The sequence below is a fragment of the Escherichia sp. KCJ4928 genome, assembly GCF_004352695.1.
Lineage (GTDB): Bacteria > Pseudomonadota > Gammaproteobacteria > Enterobacterales > Enterobacteriaceae > ECMA0423.
Genome location: NZ_SJWV01000758.1, coordinates 1 through 255 on the forward strand (window position 1 = coordinate 1; position 255 = coordinate 255).

The 255-nt window shown below is 53.7% G+C and carries 1 protein-coding gene; it reads left to right on the plus strand.

Going from position 1 to position 255, the window contains the following annotated elements; genetic code table 11:
* Window positions 1-255 (plus strand): transposase (locus E0D98_RS26635; RefSeq protein ID WP_131891664.1); only part of this gene is annotated, 255 nt, incomplete at both ends.

Sequence of the window (255 nt, forward strand, 5' to 3'; positions counted from 1 at the left end):
GCGCGGGAAGTCCAGAGACCGAGCATTGATGCTCACCTTCTGTGGCTTGAAGCAGAGCTGAAGCGTCTTGAGAAGCAGATAAAAGACCTGACAGACGATGATCCGGATATGAAACACCGCAGGAAACTGCTGGAAAGCATCCCGGGTATCGGAGAGAAAACATCTGCGGTATTGCTGGCTTATATCGGTCTGAAGGACCGCTTCGCCCATGCCAGACAGTTCGCCGCTTTTGCGGGTCTGACACCACGGCGTTAT